The following is a 14,562-nucleotide window of genomic DNA, read 5'->3' as shown; positions in this document are numbered from 1 at the left end:
CCGGGAGCAACCTGCTAAACACGACATGAACACTTCACCCGTTAGCCGCCCGCTGCGGCACCTGATTTCCGCGGCCGCCGCCGCGCTGATGCTGACCGGCGCGCTGCACGCCGCACGCGCGCATGCCGCGACGCTCACGCTGTACAACGCGCAGCACGAGCAGGTCGTCAACCAGCTCGTCAAGGACTTCGAAGCGCAGAGCGGCATCACCGTGAAGGTGCGCTCGGGCGAAGGCCCGGCACTCGCCGCGCAGCTCGCCACGGAAGGCGACCGCACGCCGGCCGACGTGTACTTCACCGAAAACTCGCCGGAGCTCGTGCTGCTCGACCGCAAGGGCCTGCTCGCGAAGACCGACGCCGCCGCGCTGCAGTCGGTGCCCGCGCGCTTCAACCCGGCCGACGGCAACTGGGTCGGCGTGCTCGCGCGCGAGAACGTGCTCGTCTACAACACCGCGAAGATCCAGTCTCAGCAGCTGCCCGCTTCGCTGCTCGATCTCGCGAAGCCCGAGTGGAAGGGCAAGGTCGGCGTCGCGCCGAGCGATGCGGACTTCCTGCCGCTCGTAAGCGCGGTGCTCGCGCTGCACGGCGAAGCCGCGACGCTGCAATGGCTGAAGGGCCTGAAGGCCAACGCGCAGATCTTCGACGACGACGAAGGCGTGACGGCGGCCGTCAACCGTGGCGGCGTGCTGACCGGCATCATCAACAACTACTACTGGGACCGCCTGCACGCCGAGCTTGGCGACAAGTCGACCCGCAGCGCGATCTACCACTTCGGCAAAGGCGACGTCGGCGGTGCCGTCAACGTATCGGGCGCCGCGGTGCTGAAGGCCTCGAAGCACCAGCCGGAAGCGCAGAAGTTCGTCGCGTATCTCGTCAGCGAGCGCGCGCAGAAGCTGATGGCGGGCGGCCATATCAGTTTCGAGTATCCGCTGCATCCGGGCGTCGCGCCCGATCCGATCCTGAAGCCGTTCAACGAACTGAGCCCGCCGGCGCTGACGTTCGAACAGCTCGGCGACGACAGCCAGGCCGGCAAGCTGCTGCGCCAGGCCGGCCTGCTCTGACCATGAGCGACGCCGTGTCCCGCACGGCGCGCACCGCGCGCGACGGCGAGCGCACCGCGACGCGGCGGCGCCCGTCGCGCGCGCTCGTCGCCGCGGCCGCGTGCGGGCCGCTCGCGATCCTGCTGCCGCTCGGCTTCACGCTGTACCGCGCGGCCACCTTCGGTCTCGACGATGCGATCGAGTTGATATGGCGCCCGCTCGTCGGCGAACTGCTGGTCAACACGCTGTCGATCACGCTCGCCGCGACGCTCGCGTGCACGCTGCTCGGCACAGCGGTCGCGTGGTTCATCGAGCGCACCGACCTGCCGGCCCGGCCGCTGTGGACCGCACTCGCGGCGGCGCCACTCGCGGTGCCCCCGTTCATCACGAGCTACGCGTGGGTGTCGCTGAGCCTCGACCTGCAGGATTTTCTCGGCGCGCTGATCGTGCTGACCTCCGCCTACTTCCCGCTGGTCTACCTGCCGGTGGCCGCCGCGCTGCGCGAGCTCGATCCCGCGCTGGAGGAAAGCGCGCGCACGCTCGGCTGCTCGCCGTGGCGCACCTTCTTCCGCGTCGTGCTGCCGCAGTTGCGCCCCGCGCTGTGCGGCGGGATGCTGCTGGTCGCGCTCGGCGTGCTGTCCGAGTTCGGCGCGTTCCAGCTGCTGCGCTTTCGCACCTTCACCACCGAGATCTACGCCGAATACCGCACCGCGTTCGACGGTGGCGGCGCATCGCTGCTCGGCTGCGTGCTGATCGCGCTGTGCCTGCTGTGCCTCGCGATCGAGGCACGCGCACGCGGCCATGCGCGCTACGGTCATACGCACCGCGCCGCGCGCCGCGTCGCGATGCGTTATCCGCTCGGCCATCTGCGCGGCCCCGTCACCGTCGCGTTCGCCGCGCTCGCCGCCGCGACGCTCGGCGTGCCGCTCGCGATGATCGGCTACTGGCTCACGCAACAGGGCGCGGCCGCCGTCACGCCGGCCGACGTGTCGCCCGAGCTGCTGTGGCAGGCCACGCTCGCGTCGTCCGGCTACGGCCTGATGGCGGCAGCCGTCACGACGCTGCTCGCGCTGCCGCTCGCGTTCCTGATGGTCCGCTATCCGGGACGCGTCGCGACGCTCCTCGAGCGCACGGCGATGACCGTGCAGGGCGTGCCGGGCATCGTCGTCGCGCTGGCGATCGTGTCGATCACGGTACGGCTGCTGCAGCCGCTCTACCAGAGCGCACCGGCACTCGTCGCCGCGTACGCGATCCTGTTCCTGCCGCTCGCGGTCGTCAGCGTGCGCGCCGCGCTGTCGCACGTGCCGGCCCGGCTCGAGGAAACCGCGCGTGCGCTCGGTCTCGGCTGGCGCGCCACGCTCACGCGCGTGGTGCTGCCGCTCGCGGCACCCGGCCTCGGCGCAGCCGCGACGATGGTGTTCATCTCGGTCATGACGGAACTCAACGCGACGCTGTTGCTGTCGCCGATCGGCACCCGCACGCTCGCGACCCAGGTCTGGAGCGATACGGCAACGCTTGCATTCGCCGCCGCGGCGCCCTACGCGGCGCTGCTCGTCGCGCTGTCGCTCGGCGCGTCGGGACTGCTGTTCGTGCTGCTCGGCCGCGCGTCGGTGCGCGACTGAACACCGCCCTTTTTCCCCGGAACCGCCCATGAGCGAACTACGCATCCACGGCCTGTCCAAATCGTTCGGATCGCATACCGTCCTGCACGACATCGATCTCACGGTGCGGCGCGGCTCGCGCCTCGCGCTGCTCGGCCCGTCCGGCAGCGGCAAGACCACCCTGCTGCGCGTGCTGTGCGGCTTCGAACGCGCCGAGCGCGGCACCGTCGAAATCGACGGACGCCGCGTGGCCGCGCCCGACGTGCACCTGCCGCCCGAACAGCGCCGGATCGGTTACGTGCCGCAGGAAGGCGCGCTGTTTCCGCACCTGTCGGTGGCCGACAACATCGCATTCGGGCTGCCGCGCGCGGCGCGGCGGCGCCATCACCGCGTCGATGAACTGCTCGAGATGGTCGGGCTGCCCGCGTCGTATGCGAGCCGTGCGCCGCAGCAACTGTCCGGCGGACAGCAGCAACGCGTCGCGCTCGCACGCGCGCTCGCACCCGAGCCGTCGCTCGTGATCCTCGACGAACCGTTCTCCGCGCTCGATACGTCGCTGCGCCACGAAACGCGCAGCGCGGTCGCCGATGCGCTCGCCGCGGCGGGCGCGACATCGGTGCTCGTCACGCACGACCAGCCCGAGGCGATGACGCTCGGCGACGAAGTGGCGGTGATGTGGCACGGCCGGCTGGTACAGACGGCCGTGCCGCAGACGCTGTACCGGCAGCCGGTCACGCGCGACATCGCGTCGTTCGTCGGGCAGGCCGTGCTGCTCGCCGGCCGTGTGCGCAACGGGCACATCGCGTGCGCGCTCGGCGAACTGCCGCTCGTCGCGTCGCTGCCCGACGGGCCGGCCGATGCGATGCTGCGTCCCGAGCAGATCGGAATCGTGCCGGTTGCGCAGGCCGATGCGGCGCGCGGCCATACGGCGCGCGTCGAAGCCGCGCAGTTCGCGGGCCAGGACGCCGACGTGCTCGTGCGCCTCGAGGCCGATCTCGACGTGCTCGTGCGCGTACGCGTGCCGGGACACCGGTGTCCGGCCGTCGGCGAACGTGTCGCGCTCGCGGTGGATGGTGCGGTGATGGCGTACGCGCGCTGAGCGGCGCGGTCCGTCGCTCAGCGCTTTCACTCGCATTCACACGCCATCAGGCGTCCGCGCAGTCCGCATCCGGCAACGGCCGGAAGGTCCGGCCATCCGTCTCGACCGCCGCACCCAGCAGCCGCGCGAGCCCCTTCGCGCCTTCGCGCATCACGACGTCGTGATTCCATCGGAACAGCGGGCGGGCAAGCGGCTCCAGCCGGTTCATCCAGCGCACGTGCGTACGGATATGCCAGTCGTAGCGCACGATCGTGCGGGCGCCGTCGGCGGCGAACGTCCAGCATCCGTCGCCTTCGATCGCGCCGCTCGCGCGGCCTTCGAGCCGATGCGGCGGCTCGACGCGTCGCACGCGCATGTCGAAGGCCAGCCGGTACGGCAGCGCCCCCTTCCACGTGTACCGGTGCAGCGCGCCGACGCCGCGCGCATCACCCGGCTCGATCTCGACGGTGCTCACGGCGCCCTTCCACCAGCCGGGCCAGCGGTCGACCTGATAGATCGCGTCCCACACCACCGCGAGCGGCGCGTCCACGCGCCAGGTCGTCGAGAACCGGTATTCCGCCATGCAGCCTCCGGCCTGCCCGTCAGGGGCATGAGTCAGCGCACCGCTCAGGGTGCGAAGAAGCGTTCGGGAAACGCGACGTCGATCTCGACGTCGTCGAGCGTCACGGTTTCGAGCGGCACGTCGTCATCGTCCGCGAAGCTGACGACCTTCAGCGGAAAGCCGTCCTCGGTGTCCAGCCACAGCCGGTAGCGATGCACGCCATCGACCGCGTGCGCGGGCGCGCCCGTGACCGACACGCGCAGCGCGGTCCGGCCGCCGACGGCCTCCTCGCCTTCGGTCACCGTCGCGCCGCCTTCCTGCAGCGCATGGACGTTGCGCAGCAGTTCGCCGACGTCCGACCGGTCGACCCGGTGGCCGCTGCGGTCGCGCACGAGCGGATTGGACGGCGACAGCGTCAACGCGGGCGGCGCGTGCGCGCCGAACGGGCGCAGCCGCACCTTGCCGTCGCCGGGATCGTATGCGAGCACCGCGCCGTGATGCGGCGACACGAAATCCATCCGGACGAAGCCCGGCTTCAGGTACGCGTAGCGGATTTCGGTGTGCTCGCCGCTGCGCGCCGACGAGCGGATCGTCGCGCGGTACGAGCGGACGTGGTCGAAATGCGCCTGCGCGACGGTCACGGGATCGGCGGTCATGCTCGCTCCTATCAGGCTGGCGGCCAGCAACGCGGCGATCACGGCGCCGCCTCGACATCGAGCACGCCTTCCATCCCGCGCTCGCGATGGCTCCTGAAAAACAGCAGCCGATGCGTGCAATAGTAGGCGAACCGGCCCGGCTGCGTGGGCGTGAAGCGAAACGTCTTCGGCGTCGTGACGAGCTCGGTGTGCACTGCGATGCCGGCCTGCGGCGCATCGATTTCGAAGCTGTGCGGCACCAGGCCGGGTTCGGCCGACACGGTCAGTTCGACCGGCAGGTGCGCCCGCACGATCACGTGGTTCGGCCGGAAGAAATAGCTGCCGCCGACGATCGCCACCCGCTGCACGCCGTCGGCGTCGACGGGCACACGCACCGGCGCGTCGCCGTCCGCCCGCGCAAGCGCGGCGCCCGCGGCGAACACCGCCGGCACCAGCATCAGCACGAGGCCCTTCGTCATCGTCGTCTTCATCGCCTGCTCCGTACCGGTGCCGCGCGCGTCACCCCTTCCACGCGTCGGTCGGGCCGCCGAGCGCACCGCACGCGTCGATCGCGAGTTCGCGCAGGCGCCGTTCGTCGCCCTGGCCGGACAATGCGTAGCCCATCCCGCGATCCGACCAGAAATACGTGTAGCGATCGCCGGCCGACATCGCCTGCGGCGCGAGGCGCCGTGCATCGTAGGCCGTCATGTACAGCGTCACGCGCTCGCCGTCCGCACGCTGATACATGAGTTGCGCGGCCGGCCCCGCTTCGCCGGGGAGCAGCCGGCCGCCGAGCAGCTCGTAGCCGTATTCGTCGAGCGACGGCGCACGCACGGACCGCCCGAGACGCGCGGACAGCCACGCGACGAGACGTTCAGGGTCGCCTGCACCGACCTCGATCGGATGTTCGCGGTCGGCCACGTAAGTCGCGTACGCGACATCCGCGCGCGCGGCAAACGCCGGTTCGCGGCCGAACGCCATCCAGCCCGCATGCAGCGTGACGCCGATCAGCAGCCCGGCCGCCAGCCCCGCGAACGCATAGGCGATCCCGCGCCGTCGCGGCGCACCGCGCTGCACGAACAGCGCGGGTGCGGCGCCCGGCAACGGGAACAGCGCCTGCAGCGCGTCGCGCTGCGCACGGTAGTGCGCGAATCGTTCGGCTTCCTCCGGATCGGCCAGCACGCGCTCGAGCACCTCGCGGCGCTCATTCCCGGACAGCTCGCCGTCCAGCAACGCGGACAGCAGTTGCGCCGACGCATCGTCGTCCCGCTCGTTCGAAGGCTTGTGCGGATCGTCCATCATGTCTTCCCGATCACCCGTAACGCGGCCGTGCCGTGCGCCGACGGCTCGTCCGACAGCAGCGCGCGCATCTGCCCGCGCGCCCGTGCGAGCCGCGACATCACCGTTCCCACCGGTACGCCGAGTACCTCTGCGGCATCGCGATAGCTCAATTCCTCAAGGGCGACCAGCAGCAGCACCTCGCGCTGCTCGACCGGCAGCCGGTACAGCGCGCGCTGCACGTCGCGCAGCACCAGCCCGCCAATTTCGCCGGCCGGCGCGGCCATCGTCTGCCACGGTGCCGTCGCGTCATCGACTGCGATCTCGTGCCGCGCACGCAACTGGTCGATGAATCGGTGCCGCAGCAGCGTCAGCAGCCACGCGCGCAGGTTGCCGCCATCGCGCGGCGGGCGGTTCAGCGCGCGCTCGAGCGTGTCCTGCACGAGATCGTCCGCCCAGGCCCGATCGCCCGTCAACGCGCGCGCATAGCGCGTGAGATGCGGCAACCACACCAGCAGATCCGATTCGTAGCTCATCAGGATGCCTCGCGCACCGCCCCACCGCCCGCCGTCATGGACGCGCGACGTGCCACATGCCGCCGATCCCGTCGCCGCCCGCGTCGCCGGGCTTGCGATCCTGCTTCCAGCGATACAGCGGGCGCCCGTGGTACGCCCATTGCTTGCTGCCGTCGTCGCGTGCGACGAGACTCAGCGCGCCCGCGGCCTTGTCGTACGCGTCGGCGCGCGCGGGCGGCCAGCTGGCCGCACACGTGCTGTCGCACGCGCTCTTGCCGGGCGCATCGCGATCGAACACGTACAGCGTCATGTGATCTTCGTCGACCAGTTTCCCGTCGCCGGCCCGGGGCGGTTCCGCGGCGGCCGGCCGCACGATTGCCGCCACCAGCGCGGTGGCGGCGAATATCCGTTTCATGCCCGTTCTCCTTGGCACGGCGTCGCGACAGCGCGGCACCGGCCGGGTCGATCGGCTTCGTCACGGCCATTATCCTGCCGGCCGGCGCTGCCGGGATTCGGTAGGTAAACGGATGGAGGCGACCGGTTATTCCACGCCGGCCGACGAGCGTCGACTACGGCCATTCATGCGACGAAAGAAAGGGGGACACAAAAAGACAACGCGGCATGACATCGCTGTCATGCCGCGTTGCGCGACCCGTTGCGCACGGCGGCCGATCCGGCGCCGCCGTGCGTGTCCGGCCGGTTACTTCGGCAGTGCGCCCGTCAGCGACTGGAGCAGCGACGACACCGGTGCGAGCGGGTTGCCCGGCGCGCTGCTGCCCGAATGCGGCGTGACCGACAGGCCCGGCGCGGAGCCGAGCGCCGTACCCACCGTCGTGCCGACTGCGTTGACGACCGTCGCGGTCGAGTTGGCGCCCGTCGACAGCAGCGAGCCGGCCGCGCCCGCCGTGCCGCCGGCCGCGTTCGCGCCCGAGCCGAGCAGGCTGCCGCCCGCCGCTGCCGTCGAACCGGCCGCGCCCGACAGCGCACCGGCCGCCTGCCCGAGGGCCACCGGACCGTTCGCGAGTGCGCCCGTCACCGAACCGAGCGCCCCGGTCAGTGCACCGGCCGGGTTGCTGCCGCCGGTCAGGCCGTTCACGAGGTTCGTGATCGGTGCGATCGGGTTGTTGCCCGCCGCGCCCGACAGCGTACCGACGACCTGGTTCACGACGCCTTGCACCGGCGCCAGCGGGTTCGATCCGCCGAGGTTGCCGAGGGTGCCGACAACCTGGTTGACGACGCCCTGCACCGGTGCCAGCGGGTTCGTGCCGCCGACGTTGCCGAGCGTACCGACAACCTGGTTCACGACACCCTGCACCGGTGCCAGCGGGTTCGACCCGCCGACGTTGCCGAGCGCGCCCACGACGGAGCCGACCGCGTTACCCAGTGCGTTCGTGGCCGTGCCGACCGCATTGCTGTTGCCGAGCGCGCCGACGACCTGGTTCACGACGCCCTGCACCGGCGCCAGCGGGTTCGACCCGCCGAGGTTGCCGAGCGCGCCCGTCACCGAGCCGAGTGCGCCGGTCAGTGCACCGGCTGGGTTGCCGCCCGTCGGCAGCGCGTTCTGCAGGCCGTTGACGAGGTTCGTGATCGGCGTGATCGGGCTGCCGCCACCTGCGCCGGACAGCGTGCCGACGACCTGGTTGACGACGCCTTGCACCGGCGCCAGCGGGCTCGACCCGCCGAGCGTGCCCGCGAGTTGCGTGACGACGCCCTGCACCGGCGCCAGCGGGCTCCCTGCGCCGCCGACGTTGCCGAGCGTGCCCGTGATCGTGTTGACCGCGTTGCTCAGCGAGCCGGCCGGGTTGCCGCTGCCGAGCGTACCCGTGACCTGGTCGACGACGCTCTGGATCGGCGCCAGCGGGTTCGCGCCGCCGCCGATGCCGCCCAGTGCGCCCGTCACCGTGCCCAGTGCGCCGGTCAGTGCGCCTGCCGGGTTGCCGCTACCGAGCGCGCCCGTCACCTGGTTCACCACGCCTTGTACCGGTGCCAGCGGGCTCGAACCGCCGCCGATGCCGCCCAGTGCGCCCGTTGCGGTACCGAGTGCGTTGCTCAACGTCCCGGTCGCCGTGTTCAGTGCGCCCGTCAGCGCACCCGCCGGGTTGCCGCCGCTCAAAGCGCCCGTCACCTGATTGACGACGCCCTGGACCGGCGCCAGCGGATTCGCGCCACCGCCGATAGCGCCCAATGCGCCTAGTGCCCCCGTCACGTTACCGATCGCACCGGTCACCGTGCCTGCCGGATTACCGGCACCGAGCTCACCCGCCACCGTACCGAGTGCACCCGTCAACGCGGTTGCCGGGTTACCGCTATTGAGCGCCGTCGTTACTTGGTTGACGACGCCTTGAACCGCCCCCAGCGGGTACGAACTGCCACCGACATTACCCAGCGCACCGGTCACCGTGCCGAGTGCACCCGTCAACGCGCCTGCCGGGTTGCCGCCACCGAGCGCCCCCGTCACTTGATTGACGACACCTTGAACCGGCGCCAGCGGGTTCGCGCCGCCGCCAACATTGCCCAGCGCACCGGTCACCGTGCCGAGTGCACCCGTCAACGCACCAGCCGGGTTGCCGCCACCGAGCGCACCCGTTACTTGATTGACGACACCTTGCACCGGCGCCAGCGGGTTCGACCCGCCGCCGACATTACCCAGTGCCCCCGTTACCGTGCCAACCGCGTTGCTCAGCGTCCCCGTCGCCGTATTCAGCGCGCCGGTCAACGCGCCGGCGGGGTTGCCGCCGCTCAGTGCACCCGTTACCTGATTCACCACGCCCTGTACCGGCGCCAGCGGCTGCACCGAGCCGCCGCCACCGCCGAGTGCACCCGTCACCGCCCCCACGGCGCCCGACAGTGCCTGGCCGGGATCGCCAAGCGACGTCTGGATCGCGCCCGCCCCACCTGCCGCCAAGGTGACCGAGCCGAGCGGCGACGTACCCGTCGCGACCAGCCCGACCGACACGCCGTTCGTCTGCGGGTTGACGATCACTTGCGGAATCGGCAGCGCATCAAGGGCCCCCGCCATCGCGGAACCCGAAGCCAGCACCCCGAACACCGTCGCGACCGACAGCGCCACACCCGTCAATTTAAGATTTTGTCCCATCTTTATTTTCCCCATCTCGGTTGGCACTACGTTGATAAAGCATGGGGACGGATTGCACGAAGCGTGCCAATTCAAAAAAATGGATTCATTCGTCTGCCTATTGCTTGGCAATAACGTTTTTTTAATGGATTTCCGACGAAAACCACGGGATGTGGAGCCCGAATCATCGGACGAAAAAGGCCGACGGAGCGCGGATGTAACGTAACGTTTGCGAGCCCCGTAGTAACGTGTTCCGGTACATCCCGCGGGACACCGTAACGGCCGTTCCCGACGGTCCCGCACCTCGTCAGGGCCGGCTGCCCATTGCGTATTTCAGCGAAATGAAAATGCATTGCCGAATCGCGAATTTGCTGATTTTATTTATCTCGCGATTTCTTTCTTGACGATTACGCAGATCATTTCCGATTGCGTAGCCGCCATTAATACGGATAGCAGAATGAAAAACTGTGACGGCCGCAACGCGCCACCGGAGCGCGATGCGGGGCGCGACGATGGCCGGAGCGGCATCGTCGCGCCCCGCGCGTTCAGTTCAGCCGAAGCGCGCGGGCCGGTACGGATGGGGATCGATATAGGTCGGCGCGCCGGTCATCATTTCGGCGAGCAGGCGCCCGCTCGCGGGGCCGAGCGTGAGCCCGTGGTGACAATGGCCGAACGCGAACCACAGGTGGCGATGGCGCGGTGCGGGCCCGATCACCGGGCGCATGTCGGGCGTGCACGGCCGCATCCCGAGCCACGGCTCGGGATCGAGCCGCTCGCCGATGCCGAACGCGTCGCGCGCCAGCGGTTCGGCGCGCGCGAGTTGCACACCGGTCGGCGGCGCACCGCGCAGCGCGATCTCGACGCCGGTCGTGAGCCGCAGGCGGCCGCCTTCCATCGGCGCGACGACGAAACCTTCCTCCGTATCGCACACGGGCACGTTCAACGGCGCGCGCGTCGGCCGGTAGTGCATGTGGTAGCCGCGCTTCGCCCGCAGCGGAATCCGGTAGCCGAGCGGCTCAAAGACGTGATCGGACCACGGCCCGAGCGCCACCACGGCCGAGCGCGCCGAGATCGGCCCGTGTTCGGTACCGACCTGCCAGCCGTCACCCACCTGCGCGAGCGTCTTGGCGTCGCCGCGCACGAACGTGCCGCCGTCGCGCTCGAACAGCCGCGCGTAGGCCTTGGTCAGTCCGCCCGGGCTCGACACGGTCTTCGGGTCCTGCCAGTGGAATGCGCCGCAGAATGCGTCGCTGATACCGGGCTCGCTCGCTCGCAGCGCACGCGCATCGAGCACGGTCATCCGCAGCCCGTGCGCGTCGGCCACGCGCTGCTGCGCACGGGTTTCCGCATCGAACAGCGCGGGCGAACGGAACGCCTCGATCCACCCGCCGTCGTGCACGAGCGGCTGCGCATCGGTGCGCGCGAGCAGCGCGTCGTGCTCGACGACGCTCGCCGCGACGAGCGGCAGCAGGTCGCGCGCGGCGGCCGCGAGCCGCTGCGGCGACGATTCGCGCCAGAAGCGCGCGAGCCAGCCCGCATACGCGGGCAGCGCGCGGTAGTCCCAGTAGAGATCGACCGAGCGGTTGCGCGCATAGCGCAGCAGCGTGCCGAGCCGGCGCGGAAACGCGTACGGCACGACCGACGAGCGCTCGATCAGCCCCGCATTGCCGTGGCTCGTTTCCTCGCCGGGCGCACGCCGGTCGACGAGTGCGACGCGCAGCCCGCGATCCTGCAGATGCAGCGCCGACGACACGCCGACGATGCCGGCCCCCAGAACGATGACGTCGAAATCCATGGTTCCCCGTACTGCGTCGAGATTCGATGCGACGCGCGCCGGCGCGGCGGCCGGCGCGCCGCGGTGGTTACTTCGCGACGATGTCGCGCTTGAAGTACTTCTGCGACAGCGCGCTGAGCGTGCCGTCCTTCTTCAGCGCATCGAGCGCGCCGACGATCTTCGCCTGCAGCGCCTTGTCGTTCTTGCGCATCCCGAAGCCCGTGCCTTCGCCGAGCGTCGCCGGGTCCTTCAGCGGTTCGCCGACGATCTGGTAGTCGCGGCCGGCCGGCTTGTCGAGGAAACCGTCCTGCGCGGTCTGGGCTTCCTGCACGGCCGCGTCGAGACGACCTGCAACGAGATCGGCATAGATCTGGTCCTGATCCTGGTACGACACGACGGCCACCCCTGCATTGGCCCAGTGCGCCTTCAGGAAATCCTCCTGCGACGAGCCCTGCAGCACGCCGACGTGCTTGCCGCGCAGGCTCGCGACGTCGGGCCGCAGCGGCGAGCCGTGCTTGGCGATCATCACGATCGGCACCACGTAGATCGCCGGCGTGAAGTCGATGCTCTGCCGGCGCTTCGACGTGATGTTCATCGCCGAGTTGATCGCGTCGAACTTGCGCGCCTGCAGTGCCGGGATCAGGCCGTCGAACGAATTCTCGACCCAGACGCATTTCATGTTCAGCTTCGCGCACACCGCATTGCCGATGTCGACGTCGAAACCCTGCAGCTGGCCGGCCGGCGTCTTGCTCTCGAACGGCGGATAGGCGGCTTCGATCCCGAAGCGCAACGTGGTCTGATCCGCGTGGGCCGTGACGGCCGCGCAGGCAAGCGCCGCAGCGGCGCAGAGGGAGAGCTTCCAGTTCATGACGGTCCTTCCGTTCTGGATTGAGGCGATGAGGATCGGTCGCACGACGGCCTCGGCCGGGCGCCGGATCGGCATTCGAAGCAGGCGGCCGCCACGCGGCGACGCGTCGTATCCTGCACGCGAAATATAGACTCAAAGTCTACTATAGACTATAGGGGATACAAGAATCGTGTCCCGATACATCGCATCGAAATGTCGCCGACCACCCGGAATGCATTTGATTTATTGATGTTTTTTCAGCACCACGCGGCGAAACGCAGTCTCGAAAAGAAAAATTCTCCTGACTTAGTTTGTCTATATTAGACTTTTCGTCCATCACGAACACTGCCGGACACCGTCGAACGAGACAGTCCTGTCCGGCCCCGACCGGAGATGTCCCCATGACGCAAACCGCCCCGACCCTGCCGCTGACCGTCGACGAAGCCGCGGTGCGCGCGGCCCTGCCGTCGCTCGACGTGCTCGGCACGCTGCGCAGCATGTTCGCGTCGCTCGCCGCGGCGCGCGCGGTGCAGCCGCCGCAAACGCTCACGCTGTTTCCCGACCAGGCCGGCGACTTCATCACGTATCTCGGCGCGCTCGCCGACGCGCAGGTGTTCGGCGCGAAGCTGTCGCCGTATGTCGTGACGGGCGGCAAGCCCATCGTCACCGCGTGGACCGCGCTGATGTCGATGCGCACGGGCCAGCCGCTGATGTGGTGCGACGCGGGCCTGCTGACCGTCGAGCGCACCGCCGGCACGACCGCGCTCGCGGTCGACTGCCTCGCGCCGCGCGACGCGCGCCATCTCGCGATCGTCGGCGCGGGCGCGGTCGGCCTCGCGCATCTGCGGCACACGGCGGGATTGCGCGACTGGGAAACGATCCGCGTGTACTCGCCCGCGCTCGCCGGCGACGCGGCGCAGCAGGCGACGCTCGCGCAGCTCGATCCGCGCGCCCGTGCCGCCGCGAGCATCGAAGCCTGTGTGCGCGACGCAGACGTCGTGATGCTGTGCACGTCGTCGGGCACGCCCGTGCTCGGCGACGGGATGCTCACGCGCCCCGCGCTCGTCACGTCGATCAGCACGAACGTCGCGCGCGCACACGAGATTCCGCCCGCGTGGCTGCCCGACATGGACGTGTACTGCGACTACCGGCACACGACGCCCGCGAGCGCCGGCGAGATGCAGATCGCGACGGCGGAATACGGCTGGGACGCCGCGCGGATCGCCGGCGACCTGCCCGCGCTCGTCGCCGGCTCCTGCCCGGCACCGTCGTACGCCCGTCATGCCTTCTTCCGCTCGATCGGCCTCGGGCTCGAGGACATCGCGATCGCACACGCGCTGTACACGCACCTGACGCGCGCATGAGCGGCACGCGCGCGCGGGGCCGATACAATGGCGCAACCGCCGCGGCGGCCGCGCGCGGGCGCACGGGCATGCCGGCCAACGGTGCGCCGGCACGCCGGCCCGATGCGCTGCCCGGCCCCCGCCCACCCGAGATGGCGAACCCGATGCGCAAGAAGCAATCCCCCGTCAAGAACCTGCTGCTCACCCGCTATGCGCCGATCGCCGACGGTATCGCCGCGCTGTTCTTCCCGTACGCGGAAGTCGTGATCCACGACCTGCACGACCAGACCGTGCTGTATCTCGCGAACAACCTGTCGAAGCGCGAGGTCGGCGACGATTCCGCGCTCGAGGAAATCGATCATTCCGCGCGCGAGCGCGTGATCGGTCCGTACGAGAAGCTGAACTGGGACGGCCGGCGGATGCGCTGCGTGAGCAACGTGCTGTTCGACGACGAAGGCCGCCCGGCCGGGATGATGTGCATCAACTTCAACATCGCGGTGTTCGACGAGGTGCGCGCGACGCTCGACCTGTTCATCAAGGGCGCGGGCGTCGTCGCGCAGCCGGACGAGCTGTTCCGCGACGACTGGCAGGAGCGCATCAACACGTTCCTGCACGGCTGGCTGCGCGAACGGCAGGTCGGGCTGAACGGGCTCACGCGCGAGCACCGGCGCGAGCTCGTCGAAGCGCTTTATGCGGAGGGCGCGTTTCGCGGCAAGAGCGCGGCGAACTACGTCGCGAACGTGCTCGGAATGGGCCGCGCGACGGTCTACAAGCACCTCAAGCACCTGAAGGAAACGCAAGGCGACGCGTAAGC

At 69.9% G+C, this 14,562-nt stretch carries 14 protein-coding genes; 5 read left to right on the top strand and 9 right to left on the bottom strand.

The window, feature by feature from the left end; all coding sequences use genetic code 11:
- The first annotated feature begins 25 nt into the window (after positions 1-25).
- Genes BDO18943_RS07225 through BDO18943_RS07215 form a run of 3 tightly spaced genes read left to right on the top strand, consistent with a single transcriptional unit; the run spans position 26 to position 3,739 of the window.
- Complete coding sequence (locus tag BDO18943_RS07225) at positions 26-1,060, top strand: iron ABC transporter substrate-binding protein (protein ID WP_175021814.1); 1,035 nt, start codon at positions 26-28, stop codon at positions 1,058-1,060.
- A gap of 2 nt (positions 1,061-1,062) precedes the next feature.
- A complete protein-coding gene (locus BDO18943_RS07220) occupies positions 1,063-2,661 on the top strand; it encodes an ABC transporter permease (protein ID WP_043181568.1) in 1,599 nt (532 codons plus the stop codon).
- Positions 2,662-2,689: 28 nt separating this feature from the next.
- Positions 2,690-3,739 (top strand): ABC transporter ATP-binding protein, encoded by a 1,050-nt coding sequence (locus tag BDO18943_RS07215; protein ID WP_175021813.1) that lies wholly within the window; start codon positions 2,690-2,692, stop codon positions 3,737-3,739.
- Between the two features lie 46 nt (positions 3,740-3,785).
- Here BDO18943_RS07215 and BDO18943_RS07210 read toward each other — a convergent pair whose 3' ends face one another.
- The 9 genes from BDO18943_RS07210 to BDO18943_RS07170 form a co-directional block, all read right to left on the bottom strand.
- Positions 3,786-4,301, bottom strand: a complete 516-nt coding sequence (locus BDO18943_RS07210; RefSeq protein ID WP_043181566.1) for an SRPBCC family protein — start codon at positions 4,299-4,301, stop codon at positions 3,786-3,788.
- Between the two features lie 44 nt (positions 4,302-4,345).
- On the bottom strand, positions 4,346-4,978 hold the full coding sequence (locus tag BDO18943_RS07205) for a LolA family protein (protein WP_089450014.1): 633 nt from the start codon (positions 4,976-4,978) through the stop codon (positions 4,346-4,348).
- Positions 4,975-5,406, bottom strand: a complete 432-nt coding sequence (locus BDO18943_RS07200) for a cupredoxin domain-containing protein (protein ID WP_175021812.1) — start codon at positions 5,404-5,406, stop codon at positions 4,975-4,977. The genes BDO18943_RS07205 and BDO18943_RS07200 overlap by 4 nt, the downstream gene beginning before the upstream one ends.
- A 28-nt stretch (positions 5,407-5,434) precedes the next feature.
- On the bottom strand, positions 5,435-6,217 hold the full coding sequence (locus tag BDO18943_RS07195; protein WP_175021811.1) for an anti-sigma factor family protein: 783 nt from the start codon (positions 6,215-6,217) through the stop codon (positions 5,435-5,437).
- On the bottom strand, positions 6,214-6,729 hold the full coding sequence (locus tag BDO18943_RS07190) for a sigma-70 family RNA polymerase sigma factor (protein ID WP_089450011.1): 516 nt from the start codon (positions 6,727-6,729) through the stop codon (positions 6,214-6,216). Before BDO18943_RS07190 ends, BDO18943_RS07195 begins: the two co-directional genes overlap by 4 nt.
- A 34-nt stretch (positions 6,730-6,763) precedes the next feature.
- The gene (locus BDO18943_RS07185; protein ID WP_175021810.1) at positions 6,764-7,123 is read right to left on the bottom strand and encodes a COG4315 family predicted lipoprotein; all 360 of its coding nucleotides are present in this window, start codon (positions 7,121-7,123) and stop codon (positions 6,764-6,766) included.
- 285 nt (positions 7,124-7,408) lie between these two features.
- Positions 7,409-9,805, bottom strand: a complete 2,397-nt coding sequence (locus tag BDO18943_RS07180) for a beta strand repeat-containing protein (protein WP_175021809.1) — start codon at positions 9,803-9,805, stop codon at positions 7,409-7,411.
- Between the two features lie 529 nt (positions 9,806-10,334).
- Entirely contained in the window at positions 10,335-11,579 is a 1,245-nt protein-coding gene (locus BDO18943_RS07175) for an NAD(P)/FAD-dependent oxidoreductase (RefSeq protein WP_089450008.1), read from the bottom strand.
- A 67-nt stretch (positions 11,580-11,646) separates the two neighbouring features.
- Entirely contained in the window at positions 11,647-12,426 is a 780-nt protein-coding gene (locus BDO18943_RS07170; protein ID WP_175021808.1) for an ABC transporter substrate-binding protein, read from the bottom strand.
- A gap of 380 nt (positions 12,427-12,806) precedes the next feature.
- On the opposite strand from BDO18943_RS07170, the gene BDO18943_RS07165 reads away from it, so the two are divergent.
- Positions 12,807-13,769 (top strand): ornithine cyclodeaminase family protein, encoded by a 963-nt coding sequence (locus BDO18943_RS07165; protein WP_175021807.1) that lies wholly within the window; start codon positions 12,807-12,809, stop codon positions 13,767-13,769.
- The gene (locus BDO18943_RS07160; RefSeq protein ID WP_175021806.1) at positions 13,766-14,560 is read left to right on the top strand and encodes a helix-turn-helix transcriptional regulator; all 795 of its coding nucleotides are present in this window, start codon (positions 13,766-13,768) and stop codon (positions 14,558-14,560) included. The genes BDO18943_RS07165 and BDO18943_RS07160 overlap by 4 nt, the downstream gene beginning before the upstream one ends.
- The last annotated feature ends 2 nt before the right edge of the window (positions 14,561-14,562 follow it).

The sequence above is a fragment of the Burkholderia aenigmatica genome (genome assembly GCF_902499175.1).
GTDB classification, from domain to species: Bacteria; Pseudomonadota; Gammaproteobacteria; order Burkholderiales; family Burkholderiaceae; genus Burkholderia; species Burkholderia aenigmatica.
Note: the sequence above shows the minus strand (reverse complement) of the source record. Positions and strands in the feature narration are given on the sequence as shown.

What these genes read in the sequence shown, in the direction of transcription:
- BDO18943_RS07225 (WP_175021814.1), top strand. Translation starts at nt 26, where the DNA reads ATGAACACTTCACCCGTTAGCCGCCCGCTGCGGCACCTGATTTCCGCG.
- BDO18943_RS07220 (WP_043181568.1), top strand. Translation starts at nt 1,063, where the DNA reads ATGAGCGACGCCGTGTCCCGCACGGCGCGCACCGCGCGCGACGGCGAG.
- BDO18943_RS07215 (WP_175021813.1), top strand. Translation starts at nt 2,690, where the DNA reads ATGAGCGAACTACGCATCCACGGCCTGTCCAAATCGTTCGGATCGCAT.
- BDO18943_RS07210 (WP_043181566.1), bottom strand. Translation starts at nt 4,301, where the DNA reads ATGGCGGAATACCGGTTCTCGACGACCTGGCGCGTGGACGCGCCGCTC.
- BDO18943_RS07200 (WP_175021812.1), bottom strand. Translation starts at nt 5,406, where the DNA reads ATGAAGACGACGATGACGAAGGGCCTCGTGCTGATGCTGGTGCCGGCG.
- BDO18943_RS07195 (WP_175021811.1), bottom strand. Translation starts at nt 6,217, where the DNA reads ATGATGGACGATCCGCACAAGCCTTCGAACGAGCGGGACGACGATGCG.
- BDO18943_RS07190 (WP_089450011.1), bottom strand. Translation starts at nt 6,729, where the DNA reads ATGAGCTACGAATCGGATCTGCTGGTGTGGTTGCCGCATCTCACGCGC.
- BDO18943_RS07185 (WP_175021810.1), bottom strand. Translation starts at nt 7,123, where the DNA reads ATGAAACGGATATTCGCCGCCACCGCGCTGGTGGCGGCAATCGTGCGG.
- BDO18943_RS07180 (WP_175021809.1), bottom strand. Translation starts at nt 9,805, where the DNA reads ATGGGACAAAATCTTAAATTGACGGGTGTGGCGCTGTCGGTCGCGACG.
- BDO18943_RS07175 (WP_089450008.1), bottom strand. Translation starts at nt 11,579, where the DNA reads ATGGATTTCGACGTCATCGTTCTGGGGGCCGGCATCGTCGGCGTGTCG.
- BDO18943_RS07170 (WP_175021808.1), bottom strand. Translation starts at nt 12,426, where the DNA reads ATGAACTGGAAGCTCTCCCTCTGCGCCGCTGCGGCGCTTGCCTGCGCG.
- BDO18943_RS07165 (WP_175021807.1), top strand. Translation starts at nt 12,807, where the DNA reads ATGACGCAAACCGCCCCGACCCTGCCGCTGACCGTCGACGAAGCCGCG.
- BDO18943_RS07160 (WP_175021806.1), top strand. Translation starts at nt 13,766, where the DNA reads ATGAGCGGCACGCGCGCGCGGGGCCGATACAATGGCGCAACCGCCGCG.